We start from the raw sequence: 18152 nt of genomic DNA, 5'->3' as shown, positions 1-18152 counted from the left end.
ATTCGCGGCCGGACGGCGCGACATGGTTAGCGGAAGGTTAATCGCTCGGCTCGCCCATGGCGAGTCATGGGGCCGCATCGGCCCGGCCGAACGCTCAATCCTTCGTCTTACGCCTTTCGGTGCAAGACCAAGTGCTCGGTTGAAGATTCCCGGGGGTGGCAGCATTCGTAACCCATCAAACTTGGCTTTTCCAAGGCCTTTATCCTGAGTCGGCCCAGCGCCGGCTCCAAGCGAAGAACCGCCGGAAAGGCGGCACGAGGGCGCAGCAGATGGTCTGCGGCGCCTGGGGGAACGAAAAAAACGGGAGCGCTTCATGAGCATGGCACATGCATCGGCGGCCGCAGGGCCACGACCGATGACCAGAGAGGAAAAGAAGGTCATTCTGGCCTCCTCGCTGGGCACGGTCTTCGAATGGTACGATTTCTACCTCTACGGTTCGCTCGCCGTGATGATCGGCGCGCATTTCTTCTCGGCCTTCGACGCCAATACGCGCGCCATCTTCGCCCTGCTCGCCTTTGCCGCCGGCTTCCTCGTGCGCCCGTTCGGCGCGCTGTTCTTCGGTCGGCTCGGTGATCTGATCGGCCGCAAATACACCTTCCTCGTCACCATCCTGATCATGGGCGCCTCGACCTTCCTGGTCGGCCTGCTGCCGAGCTACAACAGCATCGGCTGGATCGCACCGGTGATCCTGATCGCGCTGCGCATGCTCCAGGGCCTGGCGCTCGGCGGCGAATATGGCGGCGCGGCGGTCTATGTCGCCGAGCACGCTCCTCCGGGACGGCGCGGCTTCTACACCTCCTTCATCCAGACCACGGCGACGCTCGGCTTGCTGCTCTCGCTGATCGTCATCCTCGGCATCCGCACCGTCCTGGGCGAGGCAGAGTTCGCTGCCTGGGGCTGGCGCATTCCGTTCCTGGCCTCGATCGTCCTGCTCGGAATCTCGGTCTACATCCGGCTTCAAATGCAGGAATCGCCAGCCTTCCAGAAGATGAAGGAAGAAGGCACGGGCTCGAAGGCGCCTCTCGGGGAAGCCTTCGGCCAGTGGAAGAACGCCAAGATCGCGCTGCTCGCGCTGTTCGGCCTCACCGCCGGCCAGGCGGTGGTCTGGTACACTGGCCAGTTCTACGCCCTGTTCTTCATCCAGAGCATCCTCAAGGTCGATCTCTACACCTCGAACGTGCTGATCGCCTGGGCGCTCATCCTCGGCACCGGTGGCTTCATCGTCTTCGGTTCGCTGTCCGACAGGATCGGCCGCAAGCCGATCATCCTGGCCGGCTGCCTGATCGCGGCGCTGACCTATTTCCCGCTATTCGGCGCTCTCACCAAGGCGGCCAATCCCGGCCTCGCCGCGGCCCATGAGAACGTCAAGGTCCAGGTCGTCGCCGATCCCGCCACCTGCGGCTCGGTCTTCGATCCGGTCGGCTCGCGCACCTTCACCCAGCCCTGCGACATCGCTCGCCGCACGCTGGCCGCGCAGGCGATCCAGTACACCCAGGCGCCGGCTCCCGCCGGCACGCCTGCCAAGGTCACGGTCAACGGCAAGGACGTCGCGATCGACGCCACCTTCGCCGCCAACATCGGCAAGGAAGCGATCGCGGCCGGCTATCCGGCGCCAGGCGATGCCCGCATCGTCAAGACCGGCTTCCTCGGTGCGTTGTTCAGCGCGCAGTCGCTGACGATCATCGCGATCCTGACCGTGCTCGTGATCTACGTGACCATGGTCTACGGCCCGATCGCGGCGGCGCTGGTCGAGCTCTTCCCGACCCGCATCCGCTACACCGGCATGTCGCTGCCCTACCATATCGGCAATGGCTGGTTCGGCGGCCTGCTCCCGGCGACCTCCTTCGCCATGGTGGCCGGCACCGGCGACATCTTCTACGGCCTCTGGTACCCGATCGTGATCGCGATGATGACCTTCGTCATCGGCATGCTCTTCGTGCCCGAGACCAAGGATCGCGACATCCTGACCCACGACGGCGGCTGATCCGTCAGCCAGGACCGGCTCAGCCGTTCCACGAGCCCCGCCCGCAAGGGCGGGGCTTTTTCATGAAAGGCCGCCTCCTCAGGCGCGCCGCAATCCGGCGGTCCCCCACTCCGTCGCGAACGTCGCCAAGGTCGCAAGGCCGGATTGCGGGTTTCGGACGTCATCGACGGCGCGGAACTCGAACACGGCGCGGTCGCGTTCGAAGGTGCAGCGCGTATAGCCATGGCGCCGGGCATCGACGAACTGGATATGCGGATTGTCCGGAAGCGACGCAACGTAGTTGTCGTGATCACCGAGGCGTGAGCTGATCGCGCCGCATACGACATGCGCCGCCACCGGTTCCGAACGCAGATCGTCGCCCCGGCGGGTGACGTTGCATGCGACGAAGCCGTGGATGTCGCCGCCAAGTATCACGGTGTCCCGGCGCGGGCGCGCGGCGATGAGATCGACCGCCCGCTGGTAGGCGGCAGCATAACCGCTCCAGCCATCGGTATCGAAACCGCTCCCCGAACCGAGCTTTCTGGCAAAGGGCGAGAACATCAGTTGCTGCCCGAGCACCAGCCAGCGCGCGCGCGGCGCTTCCGCCAGGCAGTGCCGCAGCCAGCTCTCCTGGTCCAGGCCGAGCATGGTGCGGGCAGGATCGCTCGCATCCGGGCAATCGGCAGCGGAAACAAGGCGGCTCCGATCGAGCTGCGGCGGTGTCGGCGGACAAGGAAGCGCCGACCGATACTGGCGCTCGTCGAGCATCACGAGATCGATCAGATCGCCGAATGCCAGGCGTCGGTAAAGCAAGGCGTCCGGCCCGAGCGGCCGCTGCGCGCCGCGTAAGGGCATGTGCTCCCAATAGGCCTGATAGGCGGCGGCGCGCTGCTGGAGAAAGGCAAGCTTCGAGGGCCGGGCCGGCGCATGGCTGCCAGAATAGTCGTTCTCGACGTCGTGATCGTCCCAGATTGCGATCCATGGGAATGCCGCATGAGCCGCCCGGATCGCCGGGTCGCCCTTGTACAAGGCGTGCATCCGGCGATAGTCGCCCAATGTCTTCGGTACATCGAATGGGACGTCGCGGACCTTCTGCTTGACGGCAGCCGCGCTGGACGAGGGCGCTTCGTAGATATAGTCGCCGAGATGCAGCACGAAATCGAGGTCGTCCTCGATCATGCGGTGATAGGCCGCCCAGTTGCCGTACATCCAGTGCTGGCAAGCGGCGGCAGCGAAGCGCAGGCGCTGGACCTGGCTGCCCGGTGCCGGTGCGGTTCTGGCGCGGCCGATCGGGCTTTCGGCCCGTTCCGCCTTGAAGCGATACCAGTAGGTGCGGCCGGGCTCGAGCCCGCCGACTTCGACATGCACGGAATGCCCGACGTCCGGCATCGCCAAGCTGACGCCGGATCGAACCAGATCCTGCATGCGCTCGTCCCGCGCCATCTCCCAGCTCACCTCGATCGGGGCGTCGCTCATGCCCCCATCGGCGGCGAGCGGATCACGGACGAGCCGGGTCCACAGGACGATGTTGTCGGGCCAGGGATCGCCCGAGGCGACCCCGAGCTGGAAGAGATTGCTGGAATCAGCCCGCCCCGGATTCAATCCGAGTGACGTCACCACCCCGATGCCTGCTGCTCCAGCAAGCATGTCTCGTCGTGTCTGGGACACCATCGCACCACTCCTATCGCAGGTAGGCTTTCCGCTTCCCGGGAGCTCTGTGTTTCCGCCCTGATCATCGCGATCGATCGACGAGGATGGCTATCGGCCGAGTGCAGCGAAGATCGCCTCGGCCAGGATCTGCTCCCCTTGCGGGTTCGGGTGCACACCATCGTATGCATGAAGCGCCGGATCGAAGCGCGAACCGACATCGATGTAGCGAAGGGCCGGGTTTCGATTAACGAGGTCCCGATACGCCTCGTTCAGCTCCGCGATCTTCGGCAAATCGGCGAAGTCCGGCTTCGTTGGCAGGACCGAACAGAGATAGATCCTGACCTTGGGGTTGTCGGCGACAATCGCGTCGACGATCGCCTGCATGTTCGCCTTGGTAGCGGCGACGCTCGCCCCGGTCGCGATACGAATATCGTTGACCCCGAGCAGGACGATCGCCGTATCAGGCGTATAGGCGGCAAGCCAATCCGATAGCTTGCCGATGCCCGTCCCCGGCGTACGCGTCGGCTGAGTAAGGCCCAGAACGTCGGAGGTCTTCCAACCCCAGTGCCCTTCATTGTCAGCGTCGAAAGCCATGCCGGCGTTATCGGGATACGTCGTGACCGCGCTGGTCGATGACGTATTCGACGCATCGAAATTATGGCGCAGCGATCCCACGAAGTCGAACTGGTAGCCGGCGTCGACGAGCCGCTTCCAGAGCCCGTAGCGATACCCCTGATTGCCGGCGGCAGCCTGTGTGATCGAGTCACCCAGAAGCATGACGTTACCGAGATTCTTGGAGGGTTGCTCGGCAGCGGCCCAGCCAGGGGCGAGCAAGACAGCCGACGAGAACAGCAGTCGGACAATCATAGATGAAGTGGACATGCGCCCTCCAACGTCCCGGATGATTGGGCATTCGCCTGCGCCCAGACAGGTAGAACCGGTTCCAGCCGGAGCGGCTGATCTGATGGGTTTGAGCCACCCTCACATTCGAGCGAGAGACAATGTGTGCGCCTTGCGTGCCAATCAGGACGAAATCGAGGTTTCAAGACCGTCGATCGCGCCCGATGACCGCCGCGATCCATCAAACTGTGCGGCTACGTCGGACAGCGCACAAATAGTTCTTATCGTCGGAATCCATAGAGAAATGCGATGGATTTGCGCCGGAGATGCACACGCCGCCCGCGACAGACTGCAGCGCGGAATGCCTTCATCAGCCTAAACAGGCAGCACGGTGACCGGCGTCCCCAGCGCGACGCGGGCGTAGAGGTGGATGATGTCCTGGTTGATCATCCGGATGCAGCCCGAGGAGACATTGGTGCCGACGGTATAGGGCTCGGTCGTGCCGTGGATGCGGTAGCCGAGATCGCGCCCCTCGCCGAAGAGATAGAGCGTACGTGCGCCGAGCGGGCTCTTTGCACCGCCGCGGACGCCGGGACCGCGCGGCGTCGGCTCGAGCTGGGCCCTGATCTGCGGATCGCGCTCGATCATCTCCTGCGGCGGCACCCAATCAGGCCAGTCCCGCTTCATGTTGATCTTCGCCACCCCCGTCCAGCCGAAACCCTCGCGGCCGACGCCAACGCCGTAACGCGTCGCGACGCCCTGCGATTCGACGAAATAGAGATGATAGGAGCCGGGATCGACGACGATCGAGCCCGGGGGCTCGGCCCGGCGGAATTCGACGGTCTGGCGCAGATAGCGCGGCTCGATGCTGGCATAGTCGATCGCCGGCACCGGAAAGCGCTCGCCCGGATATTCGATGTAGACCTGAGCATAGTTCGGGCGCGCCAGCGTGCGCGTCAGGCTGCGCCCGGTCGGAGCAGATATCTCCGGCAGCGCCACGATACTTCCGCTGCCGCAGCCGGCCAGGCCGGGGGCGAGGAGCGAAAGGGAGGACAAGGTAAACGAACGGCGGCTCAGCATGGGCACATCTCAGGCAAGGCTTTTGAAAAAGCATCGACTTAGATGGTTACAGAGAGGTGAACGCCGCCATGTCCGGCAGGCCGGCACTCCTTGTCAGAACTTCATCTCGACCCTGCCCTTGAGGGCGTGGTCGCGTGAGCGTTCGCCGATGGCGGCGGAATAGGTCAGGCCGAGCGCGGTGGCGGAGGAGATGCGCCAATCGAGCCCGGCCTCGGCGGTGAGGGCGTCGCGGTCGATCGGTGCGGCGAAGACCCGGGCCGGGGTGGTGCCGAGCGCGAAGGCAGTGCGGGCTTGCGGCGTGAGTTCGCCGAAGCCGTGACGCCAGCCGAGCATGGCGCGGGCGAACAGCGGCATCGCTCCGATCTGTGCCTCGGCGCGCAGGCCGAGCGTGCTGAAGCCGAGGGCCTGCTCGGAGGAGAGCACCCGCAGTGCCGCGGCGCCACCCTGCTCGGTGCCGGCGTCGGTCGAGACCCGGATCAGGGCGAGCTGCGCGAAGGGTTCGAGCGCGAAGCCCTGGAAGGCAAAGCCATAGCCGAGCTCGGCGAAGCCCTGCGCCACTGCGCCCGGGCGCTGCAGGCGCAGGCTGTCGCCAAAGCCGCGGATCTGGACCTGGCGGCGGATGTCGCTCTCGCTCCAGCTATAGGCCAGGCCGGCGTCGAGACGTAAGGCTCCGAAGCGGGCGCCGGCATAGAGCGCGGCATGGCCGCTCTCCAGCTTGCCGGATGAGCGGCGGGCGTCGAGGTCGAATCGCGACTGGCTGTAGCCGCCGGCGACGCCGACCTTCAGTGACGAGCCGGGCGCGTCGTAGAGCATCAGATCGGCGCCGAGCAGGGCGCCACCCGTGCGGCGCGACTGGCTCGCGGCATTGCCGTCGGCGTCGCTGTTGCCGGCGCCGCCGAACGCCTCGCCCCAGAGGGCGTAGCGCGGCTGCGGCGCGTTCATCAGCACCGCGCCCCTGCGGCCGGGCAGGTCGGCGCTGAAGGCGGCCGCGACCTGCCCTGCCGGAGCGGTCAGCAGCGGCCCGCGCAGGCGGTTGAGGATGGTCTCGCGCACCAGCCGGCTCTCGTCGATCATGACGCTGACGGCCTGAGCATGCGCCTCGCCCGAGAGCAGGTCGAAGCCGGCACGGGCCTCGGCCGCCGTGCCCGAGAGCAGCGTGTCGTAGACCGGATTGCCAGCACCGAGACGCTCAGCCGCATTGGCGATGAAGCCCTGGTTGCGGGTCGCGGCAACGGAATCGCCTGCCGCACCGCCTTCCGGACCGAAGCTGGTCGCGTTGCGGGTCATCGTCAGAACAACATTGTTGCTGTCATAGACGAGCGACGGCTCCAGGAAGACCAGATTCGAGGTCGCATCGGCGAAGCGGCCGGTCACGCCGCCCGCAGCGGTCAGAATGGTGTAGGTGGTCGAGGCCGCGTAGTTGCCGTTCTCGGCCAGGACCTCGACCCTCCCACCGTTGAGCGTCGCCGCGCCCGAAGCGACGATCCTGTCGCTCTGGCCGGCGGCGTTGACCTCGACCTGGTAGGTCGAGCCCGAGGCGAAAGCGACGTTGCCCGAGACCTTGAGTGTCCCGATCGAGTTGCCCGGCGCGACCGTCCCACCGCTCACGACCGCCAGCTCGCCGACTGTGCCGGAGCCGCCGAGCGCGCCGCCACTAAGCGTCACCGCGCCGGTGATCGAGCCGTTCACCACGAGCTTGCCACCCGACACTGTCGTACCGCCGGTGTAGGTGTTCGTGCCGGTCAGCGTCAGCGTGCCGGTGCCGGTCTTGTCGAGCGCGCCATTGCCGCTGATCACCCCGGAAAAGATGGTCGAGGCGTTGGTCGCGCCGGCCTTCAGCGTTGCGCCGGAGCCGAGCTGGACGGCGCCGGCGCCGGCGAGCGAGCCGACCGTGGCAACGATTCCCGGCACGTCACTGACTTCGAGCGTCGCGCCGGCTGAAACAATGAAATTCGAGCTCGCCGAGAACGCCGTCGACGAGCTGCCGACCAGCGTTCCGGCCTCGACCAGCGTATCGCCTGAGTAGGTGCTGGTGTTCTGCAGGGCGAGCGTACCACCGCCGCTCTTGCTCAGCCCGCCCGTGCCGGTGATGGCGCCGGTCCAGAGCACGCCGCGGCCGGCATCGACCTCGATCCCGCCGCCGCTGCCCGACAGCGTCACCGTCCGCGCCAGGGTGATGCTGTTCGTCACCTGCAGCGTACCACCAACCAGCGTCAGCCCGCCCGCCGCATCGCCGAGATTGCCGTTGGACGACACCGACAGCTTGCCGCCCAAAATCGTCGTGCCGCCCGTGTACGTGTTCGCGCCCGTCAGCGTCAGCGTGCCGGCACCCGACTTCTCGAAGGAACCGGAGCCGGAGAAGGACTGCGACACGATGAAGGTGTTGCCGGCATCGGCGATATCGAAGCCGCCGCCATTGGCGCCAAAGAAAATGCTCCGCGAGAGGCTGGTCAGCGCCGTGCCGGTCACCTGCAGCACACCGCCATTCAGGGTCAGTGCCCCCGAGACATCGCCGAGATTCGCGTCGGCTGAGATCGAGAGCTTGCCGTCGGAGATCGTCGTGCCACCGACATGGGTGTTGGCGCCCGACAGGGTCAGCTGGCCGGTTCCGGCCTTGTCGAGTCCGCCACTGCCGCTGATCACACCCGAGAAGGTCGTCGAGGCATTGCTGCTGCCGGCCTTCAACGTTGTCCCGGAACCGATCTGGACCGTGCCGGCGCCCGCGATCGACCCCGCTGTGACGGTGCCCAGCGTACCGTTGATCGCCAGCCCTGCGCCGCTCGCGATGGTGTAGTCGGACGCCGCCGACATCGCCTGCGAGCCGGCGATGTCGAGCGAACCAGCCGCGACCGTCGTCGCCCCGGAATAGGTGTTCGTACCCGACAAGCTCAATTGCCCGGCGCCCTGCTTGGTCAACCCGCCGCTGCCGTCGAAACTGGTCGCCACGCCGATGACGAAGCCGTTGGTGTCGAAAAAGGCGCCGTTCGCGCCAATGGTCAGCGCCGAAAAGCCGGACAGGAAATTACTCCGGTCGGCCCTCGCGCGCAGGATGCCGCCGTTCAGATTGAGGGTGGCGGTGCCGAGGCCCTTGGAGATCTGATTGGTTTCGAGCACGCCGCGACCGCTTGCGGCGTCGCCGAGCAGATTGAGTGTGCCGTTCGATGCGAGGGCGTTGGCCATCGATGTTGTTTGCGTCCTGACCTCACCGCCCGCGGCGATGGTCAGGCTGCCGGTCCCGCCATTGTTCGCGATACTGAGGGTGCCCGAATTGCGCCAGTTGGAGCCGGCGCCGGTCACCGTCACCGCGCCGTTGGCGCCAGCCGAACGGCCAATATAGCCGGAGACGCTGGTGACGCTGCCGCCAGCCGCGATGGTCAACGTCCCGGTGCCGGAACTCCCGACAGTGAGAATGCCGCTATTGGTCCAGGCTGAGCCGACGCCGGTCACTGTCACCGTGCCGACACCGCCAGCAACAAGCCCGACAGAGCCGTTCGCGCTGGAAACACCACCGCGATCGGCGACGATCAGGCTGCCTGTGCCCCAGAGCCCGATGAGGATGTCAGCCGCATTGGTCCAGCTGGAGCCGGCGCCGGTGACCGTCGCCGTGCCGTTGCTACCGGAAACGAAGCCGAGCGCGCCAGAGTTGCTGCTGACGCTGCCACCACTCGAAATGGTGATGCTGCCTGTGCCACCGTTCCCGACAAGGAGCGTACTGCCCGACAAATTCCAACTGGCAAGCGGCGGCGCTGGAATGCCCGGATTGAGATCGCCCGTTCCGGTCACCGACTGGGCGTCGGCCAGCGAAGTCGCGGCGACGAGCGCGAGCCCTGCCGCCAGTGTCAAGATTGCCGAACGCCGCCACGCGGCCCGCCCACCAACGAGCAGGACAGCGGCCGCGCGCACCTCGATGGAACCAGGGTACCGCAGCGCGAGCAACTCCCGACTCGCGCTTGTCCTCGATATGTCCTGCACGTTTTCCACCCCGGCCGTGGCGCAACTTACGTCACGGCGCTGCTGGCGCAATGAATCGCTTTTGAGACCGTGACGAACAGGCGCAGTGTTGCAGATCGGTCGCAGCATTCGGGCTCAGCCCGAAGATCGGACAAAATCCCGGATTGGAGGTCCTGCCCGATCGCTTCGGCTGCGGCCTGCCGAGCGCCGATCTTGCCCTCGCCGCATCAGCCTGATACCGCAGCGCAAGGGCCGGCGTAGCACAGCGGTAGTGCAGCGGTTTTGTAAACCGAAGGTCGGGAGTTCGATCCTCTCCGCCGGCACCACCCTGATCCCTGTGGCCTGTCGCTTGCTAAGGCATGCCGCCGCGACGGAGACGATCGGAGCCTGCCGAGCGATGACTTCTGCCGACCAGCGCGACCAATTGCTCGCCCTCGCGCAACGCTGCGAGCACACCGGTCGTCCCGACCGCAATCTCGACGCCGACATCTATGAGGCGCTCGGCTTCACCGTGCGCCGCAAGCCGACCAACCTGCTCGCCCCGCGCACCCCGCCCGGCGGCATTTACCAGCAGGGCTCGCTCTGGAAGGCGATCGGCCGGGTCAGCGCCGAGATCGACGTCGCGGTCAGCATCATCCGGCAGAAGGCACCGGAGTGGAACTGGAGCCTGCAATCGGTCGCCACCGAGGAGCAGACCTTCGAGGCGCTGGTCGCCGGTTGCTCGGGCCAGGGCGCCCTGGCCTCGCTCGCGCTCTGTGCCGCTCTGCTCAAGGCCTTTGCCAGGAGCCGCGCCGATCAGCCGAGCACGCAGACCGAGCGCTAAAAAGAGTTTCCATTTCAAAGGCGAAGCCGATTCACCGGACAACTTGAGTCAACCAGCCTGGCTGAAGCCCCGGCAGGAGCGGCAGGCTCACGGAAAGTTGACCCATGGCAACCACACGAGGGTTGAAGGCATTGTCGCGACAGCTAGTTTGACCCTGGGCCGAGCCGAGGCCCAGGGCATGATGCCGGCTGGCGGGGCGCCATCCGGGGGAGGTCGTGCCCTTCTCGTTGTTGGAGCCTGATCATGGCCCGTTTCGAACCCTCGCGCCGCACCGTGATGGCGGGGGCCGGTGTGCTCGCCACTGCAGCCGCGCTCGACCTGCCCGCCGGCATCGCGCCGGCCCACGCGCAAGGAGCTGCCTTGAACCAGAATCCGGGTTTCTATCGCTACAAGGTCGGCGACATCACCGTCACCGCCCTGAACGACGGCTTCGCCAAGCGCCCCCTGGAAGGCTTCGTCCGCAATGCCGAGCTCGCCGACGTCAAGAAGGCAATGGAGCAGGCCTATCTCCCGGCTGACGCGCTCTCGATCACCTTCACCACGCTGGCGCTGCAGATCGGCGACAAGCTCACCCTGATCGACACCGGCAACGGCGATTCCGGCGCGCCGACCTCGGGCGCCTGGATGAAGAACTTCCAGGCAGCCGGGCTCGACCCGAAGAACGTCTCGACCGTGGTCTTCAGCCATTTCCACGGCGACCACATCAACGGCTTCCGGCTGAAGGACGGCACCGCCGTGTTCCCGAACGCCGAGGTCATGGTGCCGGCGGCCGAATGGGCGTTCTGGATGGACGACGCCAAGATGAACGCCGCCCCCGAGGCGATGAAGGGGGCTTTCGCCGGCGTGCGCCGCGTCTTCGGCCCGGTTGCCAAGGATGTGAAGCAATACGAGGCCGGCAAGGAAATCCTGCCGGGCGTGACCGCGATCGCCGCGCCTGGCCATACGCCGGGCCACACCGTCTATGCCGTCTCCTCCGGCAGCGGCAAGCTGATGGTGATGTCGGACACCACCAATCACCCGGCCCTGTTCGTGCGCAATCCCGACTGGTCGGCCGTGTTCGACATGGACGGCCCTCAGGCAGCCGCGACCCGCCGCAAGCTGCTCGACATGGCCGTGGCCGACAAGATGCAGGTCTGCTTCTACCACGCCCCCTTCCCGGCCACGGGGCATATCGCCAAGGCGGGCAATGGTTTCGAGCTTGTACCGGTGCAGTGGAGCAGCGCGGTCTGAGACCCTCGCGCCATCTACTGGAGAAAGGCCGGGGCACGCGCCTCGGCCTTTCTTTTTTGCGCCCCGCTTCCGGGCGGCTCGCGATCAGCCCCACCAGCGTGCTAGACCGGTTCGCATCATGCCTATCGGATACCAGCGATGACCGAGCGCTTCGCCGCCATCTCCTTCGTCGCCAGCGACACCGCCGAGGCCCAAGCCGCGCGGCTGAAGCTGGTCGAGCGCTATGGCGACGCCGATCCGGCTGAGGCCGAGGTGGTCGTCGCGCTCGGCGGCGATGGGCTGATGCTGCAGACGCTGCATCGCTTCATGGGTACCGCCAAGCCGATCTACGGCATCAACCGCGGCTCGGTCGGCTTCCTGATGAACGAGTTCCGCGAGCGCGGCCTGCGCCAGCGGCTCGAGGCGGCGCACCGCAGCGTCGTCCACCCGCTGACGATGACGGCGGTCGACTGCAACGGCAAGCGGGTCGAGGCGCGCGCGATCAACGAGGTCTCGCTGTTCCGCCGTTCCTATCAGGCGGCGAAGCTGCGGCTCTCTGTCGATGGGCAGGTGCGCCTGTCCGAGCTCGTCGCCGATGGCGTGCTGCTCGCGACCCCAGCCGGCTCGACCGCCTACAATCTCTCGGCCAACGGCCCGATCCTGCCGCTCGACGCGCCGTTGCTGGCGCTGACCCCGCTTTCGCCCTTCCGGCCGCGGCGCTGGCGCGGGGGCGCTGCTGCCCGACCATGCCAAGGTGACGATCGCGGTCATGGAGGCCGACAAGCGCCCGGTCAGCGCCGTCGCCGACCATACCCAGATCGACAATGTCGTCTCGGTCTCGATCGCGATCGATCGCTCGCTCGACCTCGTCATGCTGCACGATCCCGGCCACAGCCTGGACGAACGCATCCTGCGCGAGCAGTTCGGCTATTGAGACCGCGCCGGTGGTCGTGCCTCGCAGCAAGCTCGGCCGACGGCCTATAGCCAACTCCGCTCACCGGCCTTCGAAGGGCTCGAATCTTTGTCGGGGACAAACCTCGGAAAGACCTTGAACAAAACATGAACATCATTGATAGTGCCCGCATGGCCGGCTAGGGTCCGGCTCCGGTCGATCGGCCGGGTTTGTAGTGAAGTGCGCAGGAAACGGAGCCTGTCATGGCTGGTAGCGTCAACAAGGTCATTCTGGTCGGCAATCTCGGGCGCGACCCCGAGGTGCGGCGCCTCGGCAGCGGCGAGCCGGTGGTCAATCTCAGGATCGCCACCTCGGAAACCTGGCGCGACAAGCAGTCGGGCGAGCGCAAGGAGCGCACCGAATGGCACTCCGTGGTGATCTTCAACGAGAACCTCGCCAAGGTCGCCGAGCAATATCTGAAGAAGGGCTCGAAGATTTACATCGAGGGCCAGCTGCAGACCCGCAAATGGCAGGACCAGCAGGGCGTCGAGAAGTACACCACCGAGATCGTGCTGCAGCGTTTCCGCGGCGAGCTCACCATCCTCGACAGCCGCGGCCAGGGCGGTGACGAGGCCGGTGGCGGTGGCGGCTATGGCGACGAAGGTTCGTCGGGCGGTAGCGGTTCCTTCGGCCGGTCGAGCCCGGTCGGCGGCGGCTCACGCCAGCCGGCGATGGCGAGCGGCGGCAGCAGCAGCGGCGGTTCGCGCTCGTCGAGCCATCTCGACGACGACATCCCGTTCTAGGACGACTGCCCGGCGAGACCGGGCGTCATTCCGGACGAGCCGCGAGAGCGGTGCGCGCCGGGATCCATCATGGGCTTCGTGCTCCATGATGGATCCCAGCGTTTGTTTTAGTCTGGCCCTACGGCACTTCGCCCTCGAAGCGCACGCCGAGCGAGCCGAGCGCGCGCCAGTAATCCGGATAGGTCTTCGCCACGCAGCCAGGGTCGAGGATGGTGATGCCACCGATCTTCAGCCCCGCCAGCGCGAAGCTCATGGCGATGCGGTGATCGGCGAAAGTATCGATCTCGGCGGGAAGCGTCTGGCCGGCCAGCGCCGGATCCGAGGCGACGAGGAGATCGTCGCCCTCCTCCACGCCTAGACCCGGACGGATACGTGACAGCCCCTGCGACAACGCCGCGACCCGGTCGCATTCCTTGACGCGCAGGTTGGCGATACCGGTGAAGCGTACCGGCGTCCGGTTGAAGGCGGCGAGCACGGCCAGCGTCGGCACCGCGTCCTGCATCTGCGAGCCGTCGATCTCAGCCGGCAGGTTCGGGAAGGCGGCGATCAGCGCATGCGCCTTGGCGTCGGGCTGGGTGAAGGCATCCGCCGGCACGCCGAGATCGATCGCGCCGCCGGTCAGCACTTCCGCCGCCCAGAGATAGGTCGCGGCCGAAGCGTCCGGCTCGATCAGGTAGTCGGTCGCAGTGTAGCCGGTCGGCGCGATCCGCCAGCCGCCGCCCGCCGGCTCGGACACCTCGGCCCCAAAGGCGCGCATCGTCGCCAGCGTCAGGTCGACATAGCCGCGCGCGCCGATCTCCTGGCCGGTCAGCACGACATCGACCGGATTTCGCGCGCAGGCGCCGGCCATCAGCAGCGCCGAGACGTATTGGCTTGAGAGGCCGCCATCGACCTCGACCAGCCCCCCATCGAAACCGCCCTGGCCCTCGATCGCGACCGGCGGACAGCCGCTCGGCGCGCTGATCGCGACGCCGAGCCGGGTAAGCGCTTCGACCAGCGGCAGGATCGGCCGCTTGCGCATATGCTCGTCGCCATCGACGACGACCGGGCCGTCGACCAGCGCCGCCGCCGCCGTCAGGAAGCGGGTCGCCGTGCCGGCATTGCCAAGGAAGAGCGGCGCTTTGGGCGCCCGCAGCCGGCCGTCGCTGGTGACGATGAAGCTGGTTTCGTCGGGCTCGGCGATCTCGACGCCCATGTCCCTGAGCGCCTGCGCCATATAGCGGGTGTCGTCGCTCTTCAGCGCGCCGCTGAGCCGGCTCGTGCCCTTCGCCAACGCCGCGACCAGCAACGCCCGGTTGGTGATCGATTTCGAGCCAGGCGGCATCACCCGGCCGGCCAGCGCCGCCGTCGTCGGCAGGATGGTGAGTTTGCTCAAGGCGGATTGGGTCATGGCAGGCTCTCGGCTCGGTCGCGAGGGTCTTAGACCGTGCGGCCGGCGAGCGGAAGGCGGCTGCTGGTGTGACCGCTGCCCTCAGCCCTTCACCAGCCCGAACCCGCCGACCGGCTCTGTGACGACATGGCTGTCGAAGCCGGCGATGATCGGCTTGGCCTTGGCGATCGCCGCCTGCACGGCCGGCAGAGCGAGCGAGGCCTTGTGGCTCTCCTCGCGATCCCAGACCTCGGTCACCCAGATCGCGTCGGCATCGTCCGGATCGCGGGCGACCACATAGCTCAGGCAGCCGGGCATGGTGCCGCTGCTCTCGAGGATGTAGCCGATCAGCGCGTCACGCTCGCCGGGCTTGGCTCGCATCTTCCCGATCAATCCGTACATGGCAGCGCCCTCTCGTTTCGGCCGGCACCGTGCCCAAGCGCCAAGCAGGGCGCAACCGGGCGACTGACCGAATCCGTCAGCAGCCTCCGCTCACGCTGGCGGCCGCCGTTCCCCCAGAATCGCCTGTGCCATGCGGTCGAGCAGGATCGCGAGCGCGACGATCGCAAGCCCGCCGACGAAACCAAGGCCCGGATCGGCACGCTGCAGGCCGAGCAGCACGACTTCACCCAGCCCTTTCGCCCCGATCATCGAGGCGACCACCACCATGGCGAGCGCCAGCATGATCGCCTGGTTGAGACCTTGCAGGATGACCGGCCGCGCCAGCGGCAATTCGATGAGCAGAAGCGTCTGCCGCGGGCGAAGGCCGAGTGCCTGGGCGGCCTGAACCATGCCGATATCGATGCCGCGCAAGCCGAGCTCGGTCAGGCGTGCGAAGGGCGGCAGGGCGTAGATCAAGGTCGCGAGCAGCGCCGGCGCACGTCCCAGCCCGAGCAGCATCGCCACCGGGATCAGGTAGACGAAGCTCGGAATGGTCTGCATCAGGTCGTAGACGGGCGCGAGCACCCGCCCGAGCCGTGGCAGGCGCGCCGCGGCGATGCCGAGCGGCAGGCCGAGGACGACGACCAGCACCACCGCGACGGTGACGAGGGCGAGCGACTGCATCGCTTCGGTCCAGAGGCCGAGGCCAGCGAGGACGAGTGGGAGGACCGCCATCGCGAGCGCGAAACCGACCTCGCGCCTCGAGAGCCAGGCACCTGCGGCCACAGCCAGAACGAAAACCGGCACGGGGATGTGAAGCAGAGCCGTCTCGACGGCGCGTACCGGCGCCGTCAGCAGCCTGCTGAAGCCGTCGAGATCGTCGCCATAGCCTGTGACGACGGCATTGACCGCCTGGTTGACCAGCCTTTGCAGTGCCTTGCCAAAATCCGGCAGCCAGTCCGGAGTCACAGGCCGGACGCGACCTTGCTGGCGACATCGGCCGGCAGCCACGCCTTCCAGACATCGGGCTGCGTCTTCAGGAAGACGAGCGCCTGCTGCTCCGGCGACTGGCCCTTCTCACGTGCCTCGGCGAGCATCCTGGAGGTCAGCTCGCTGGTTGTGGTGTACTTCCTGAAGAAGCCGGCGAGCTGCGGCGCCTTCTTCGCGAGCTCGATATTGGCGCCGATGACGACCCGGCTCACCGGATAGGCGCTGGCGCGCTTGGGCGCATCGCTGGCCTTGAGCTCGTCCCAGATCGCTTGATCGAAGGCCGGCTCGTCGAGCTTGACCAGATCATAGGCACCGAGCAGCCAGCTCGGCCCCCAATAATAGAACACGACCGGCCGCTTGCGCTTCAGGGCGGATTCGACGGCGGCGACGATCGCCTCGCCGGAGCCGCCGCGGAGATTGTTGAAATCCCCGGCCAGCCCATAGGCGACGAGCTTCTTGCTGTTGATGCCCTCGCAGACCCAGCCCGCCACGCAATTGTAGAAGCGCCCCTTGCCGGGCTCGTCGGGGTCGGCGAACAGGTCCTTGTAGCGCTTGAGGTCCTGCACCGATTTCAGCTCGGGCGCCTTGGCGTCAGCGCCGGAGACCAGATAGCGCGGCACGAACCAGCCTTCGTTGGCATCGGGGAATGTCGTGCCGAGCGGCTCGACCTTGCCGGCGGCGGCCTCCTTGACCCAGGCCTCGACCGGGTTCGCCAGCCATATCTCCATGACGATGTCGACATCGCCGCGGCCGAGGCCGTTGACCAGCGGCGCGATCACGCCCGGAACGCGTTCGACCTTGCAGCCGAAGCCCTTCTCGGCGATGGCGCTGGCGACGGCGGTGTGGAAGGCGGCAGAATCATAGTCGAGCCCCGCCATCTTCAGCGGGCGGTCGAGCTCGCAGGCGAAACCGGGAACGGCCAGGCCAAGGCCGAGCAGCAGCGCGGCCCCTCGCAGAACGGCTTTCATCGTGAGATCCCCCGCTGGCTGCAGTACCCGATCGTGCACCCGGACGATCGGTCATGTCCACGAACCGCAAAAGGCCGGGAAATGTTCCGCCCTGAAGGGCGTCTCGGACTCCGGCGATTGCACCGGAGAGCAGGCGGGTAGGCTCCTGCCCTGACCAGGCCTGTCAGCAGCGCAGTGAAGCCGAGCGCAATCACACACTGAGCCCTCATCCTGAGGAGCCGCGAAGCGGCGTCTCGAAGGATGGTCCAGCTGGTTCCGGAGCCTCCTGAAGCATCCTTCGAGACGCAGCCTGAAGGCTGCTCCTCAGGATGAGGATTTTGGTTCCGAATGGCGATCGGCCAACGTTCCGAGAGATCGCAGCGCCTTCAGCGTCTCGCGCAGGCCGCGATGCAATGGCTTGTCCTTGCGCAGGACGAGGCCGAGCGTGCGATGCACGCGCGGCGACAGGGAGCGCACGACCAGCCCGTCGCTTTCGCCGCGCACCGCCATGCCCGGCAGGATGGCGCAGCCGAGACCGGCACCGACCAGCCGCTTGATCGCCTCGACGCTGCCGAGCGACATCACCGGGCGCAGCGTCACGCCGGCGCGGGCGAACCATTCGTCGGCGATGCGCCGGGTGATGCCGCCCGGCTCGAACAGGAGCACGGGCAGCCGCGCCAGCGCCTCCGGCGTCAACCGCGCCGGCAATTCCATGTCCGGCGGCGCGATCACCGCGAACTCGTCCTCCAGCAGCGGCGTCACATCGAGGCTGCGGCCGGCGGCCGGCAGCGAGACCAGGCCGATATCGATCTGATTGTCCTCGATCGCCTTGACGATGTCGGAGGTGTTGCCGGTGCTGACGGTGATCTCCAGTGTCGGATGGCGCTGGCGCAGTTCGCGCAACACCGGCGGCAACAGGAAGATGCAGGCAGTCGCCCCGGTGCCGATCCGGACACGGCCCATGGCCCCGGTCGCGTGCCGCGCCATGGCTTCGCGCGCCGCCGCCACCGCCGCCGCGATCCGCCCGGCATGGTCGAGCAATTCGACGCCCGCCGCCGTTGGCTGGGCGCGGCGCCCGACCCGCTCGATCAGCAGCGTGCCGAGCCGGCGCTCGAGCTCGCGGATCTGCAGGCTGACCGCTGGCTGGCTGAGGCCCAGTCTCTCGGCCGCCGCCGAAAAGCTGCCGAGCGCGATGACCTGGCGGAAGCTGTCGAGCTGGTCAAGGCGGAGGTCACGCATCTCAAAGAATCTCTT

General features: G+C 67.0%; 13 protein-coding genes, 1 tRNA gene and 1 pseudogene. 6 read left to right on the top strand and 9 right to left on the bottom strand.

Going from position 1 to position 18152, the window contains the following annotated elements; all coding sequences use genetic code 11:
• Positions 1 to 355: 355 nt before the first annotated feature.
• Positions 356 to 1984 carry an MFS transporter gene (locus QO058_RS27665; RefSeq protein WP_284169420.1) on the top strand — a complete coding sequence of 543 codons (1629 nt, stop codon included), beginning with the start codon at positions 356 to 358 and terminating at the stop codon, positions 1982 to 1984.
• Between the two features lie 78 nt (positions 1985 to 2062).
• Here the strand turns inward: QO058_RS27665 and QO058_RS27660 are convergent, their stop codons facing one another.
• From QO058_RS27660 to QO058_RS27645, 4 genes are all read right to left on the bottom strand, one after another.
• The gene (locus QO058_RS27660; RefSeq protein ID WP_284169419.1) at positions 2063 to 3634 is read right to left on the bottom strand and encodes an alkaline phosphatase D family protein; all 1572 of its coding nucleotides are present in this window, start codon (positions 3632 to 3634) and stop codon (positions 2063 to 2065) included.
• A gap of 87 nt (positions 3635 to 3721) precedes the next feature.
• Positions 3722 to 4495, bottom strand: coding sequence for an SGNH/GDSL hydrolase family protein (locus QO058_RS27655; protein ID WP_284169418.1), 774 nt, complete (start codon positions 4493 to 4495; stop codon positions 3722 to 3724).
• A gap of 333 nt (positions 4496 to 4828) precedes the next feature.
• Complete coding sequence (locus QO058_RS27650; RefSeq protein ID WP_284169417.1) at positions 4829 to 5533, bottom strand: L,D-transpeptidase; 705 nt, start codon at positions 5531 to 5533, stop codon at positions 4829 to 4831.
• Between the two features lie 93 nt (positions 5534 to 5626).
• Positions 5627 to 9376, bottom strand: coding sequence for an autotransporter outer membrane beta-barrel domain-containing protein (locus QO058_RS27645; RefSeq protein ID WP_284169416.1), 3750 nt, complete (start codon positions 9374 to 9376; stop codon positions 5627 to 5629).
• A gap of 359 nt (positions 9377 to 9735) precedes the next feature.
• Between QO058_RS27645 and QO058_RS27640 the strand changes: the two genes are divergently transcribed.
• The 5 genes and pseudogenes from QO058_RS27640 (at position 9736) to ssb (ending at position 13211) form a co-directional block, all read left to right on the top strand.
• Positions 9736 to 9810, top strand: a tRNA-Thr gene (locus QO058_RS27640).
• 71 nt (positions 9811 to 9881) lie between these two features.
• Entirely contained in the window at positions 9882 to 10307 is a 426-nt protein-coding gene (locus QO058_RS27635) for a hypothetical protein (RefSeq protein WP_284169415.1), read from the top strand.
• A gap of 243 nt (positions 10308 to 10550) precedes the next feature.
• The gene (locus tag QO058_RS27630) at positions 10551 to 11537 is read left to right on the top strand and encodes an MBL fold metallo-hydrolase (RefSeq protein WP_284169414.1); all 987 of its coding nucleotides are present in this window, start codon (positions 10551 to 10553) and stop codon (positions 11535 to 11537) included.
• 138 nt (positions 11538 to 11675) lie between these two features.
• Positions 11676 to 12450, top strand: a pseudogene (locus QO058_RS27625) (NAD kinase).
• A gap of 221 nt (positions 12451 to 12671) precedes the next feature.
• Positions 12672 to 13211 carry a single-stranded DNA-binding protein gene (ssb, locus tag QO058_RS27620; RefSeq protein WP_284169413.1) on the top strand — a complete coding sequence of 180 codons (540 nt, stop codon included), beginning with the start codon at positions 12672 to 12674 and terminating at the stop codon, positions 13209 to 13211.
• A gap of 118 nt (positions 13212 to 13329) precedes the next feature.
• On the opposite strand, the gene QO058_RS27615 is transcribed toward ssb, so the two are convergent.
• From QO058_RS27615 to QO058_RS27595, 5 genes are all read right to left on the bottom strand, one after another.
• A complete protein-coding gene (locus QO058_RS27615; protein WP_284169412.1) occupies positions 13330 to 14601 on the bottom strand; it encodes a 3-phosphoshikimate 1-carboxyvinyltransferase in 1272 nt (423 codons plus the stop codon).
• 81 nt (positions 14602 to 14682) lie between these two features.
• On the bottom strand, positions 14683 to 14982 hold the full coding sequence (locus tag QO058_RS27610) for a putative quinol monooxygenase (protein WP_284169411.1): 300 nt from the start codon (positions 14980 to 14982) through the stop codon (positions 14683 to 14685).
• A gap of 90 nt (positions 14983 to 15072) precedes the next feature.
• Positions 15073 to 15930, bottom strand: coding sequence for an ABC transporter permease (locus QO058_RS27605; protein ID WP_284169410.1), 858 nt, complete (start codon positions 15928 to 15930; stop codon positions 15073 to 15075).
• The gene (locus tag QO058_RS27600; RefSeq protein ID WP_284169409.1) at positions 15927 to 16919 is read right to left on the bottom strand and encodes an ABC transporter substrate-binding protein; all 993 of its coding nucleotides are present in this window, start codon (positions 16917 to 16919) and stop codon (positions 15927 to 15929) included. The genes QO058_RS27605 and QO058_RS27600 overlap by 4 nt, the downstream gene beginning before the upstream one ends.
• A gap of 303 nt (positions 16920 to 17222) precedes the next feature.
• Positions 17223 to 18137, bottom strand: coding sequence for a LysR family transcriptional regulator (locus QO058_RS27595; protein ID WP_284169407.1), 915 nt, complete (start codon positions 18135 to 18137; stop codon positions 17223 to 17225).
• Between the last annotated feature and the right edge of the window lie 15 nt (positions 18138 to 18152).

Origin of the sequence: Bosea vestrisii (assembly GCF_030144325.1) — a bacterium.
Taxonomy (GTDB): domain Bacteria; phylum Pseudomonadota; class Alphaproteobacteria; order Rhizobiales; family Beijerinckiaceae; genus Allobosea; species Allobosea vestrisii_A.
Note: the sequence above shows the minus strand (reverse complement) of the source record. Positions and strands in the feature narration are given on the sequence as shown.